We start from the raw sequence: 849 nt of genomic DNA on the forward strand, positions 1-849 counted from the left end.
AGTGGTCTCGACAAGCTCGACCAGCGGTTGGAGCTCGACCAGCGGTGGTCTCGACAAGCTCGACCAGCGGTTGGGGCTCGACCAGCGGAATGGGGGGCGTGGTCTCGACAAGCTCGACCAGCGGTTGGGGCTCGACCAGCGGTTGGGGCTCGACCAGCGGTTGGGGCTCGACCAGCGAGGCGGGCCTGAGCGGCGGTTGGGGAGTGACCATCGCGAGCAGGGTGTCGCGGAGGTCGAGGACCGTCGAGTCGGCAGGCAGGGGGAGTGGTCGCAGGATGCGGGTCACCGCAGCAAAACTACTCCGGCTCGGCGCCGTCGGACGGTGGCGGGTCGAGGGGGTGGTCGTCGAACGGCCAGCCGCGTGACTCGAGGTAGGTGCGGACGCGTTCGATGTCGGCCTCGTGGGGGAGCTCATGGGTGACCTTGGAGATCTTCACCCCGGCGTCGATCTTGGAGATCGGCTCGGGCGGCGGCGCCGACTCGCGGATGAGCTCGCCAGAGACCTCGTCGACTTCGTCCTCACTGAGTTGTCGACGCAGGAGTGCGACGAGGGGGATGTAGTCATCGGTGGGTACGCCGTCGGGATACCCGGCGCGCAACCAGTCGATGATCTTCTTCAGAAATTGCGGCCGATCGGCCACGCCGTCCCCCTCTCGCACACACAGACGCCTTACGCGTTCTGGTCTGCGATTCTAAGCGGTCCGGGGGGGGGGGGGGGGGGGGGGGGGGCGGGGGGGGGGGGGGGGGGGGGGGGGGGGGGCGGGGGGGGGGGGGGGGCGCGGGGGCGGGGGGGGGGGGGGGGGCGGGGGGGGGGAGGCGGGGGGGCGGGGGGGGCGGGGGGCGGGCCCG

The 849-nt window shown here is 72.6% G+C and carries 1 protein-coding gene and 1 pseudogene; both read right to left on the reverse strand.

What is annotated here, in order from left to right:
• A pseudogene (locus A5777_RS11585) lies at nt 1–286 on the reverse strand (o-succinylbenzoate--CoA ligase); the annotation flags it as partial.
• Between the two features lie 10 nt (nt 287–296).
• Nucleotides 297–641: a DUF3349 domain-containing protein gene (locus tag A5777_RS11590; protein ID WP_039856885.1), complete on the reverse strand. Its 345-nt coding sequence runs from the start codon at nt 639–641 to the stop codon at nt 297–299.
• Nucleotides 642–849 lie beyond the last annotated feature (208 nt).

It is taken from the genome of Gordonia sp. 852002-10350_SCH5691597 (genome assembly GCF_001665715.1).
Lineage (GTDB): Bacteria > Actinomycetota > Actinomycetes > Mycobacteriales > Mycobacteriaceae > Gordonia > Gordonia sputi.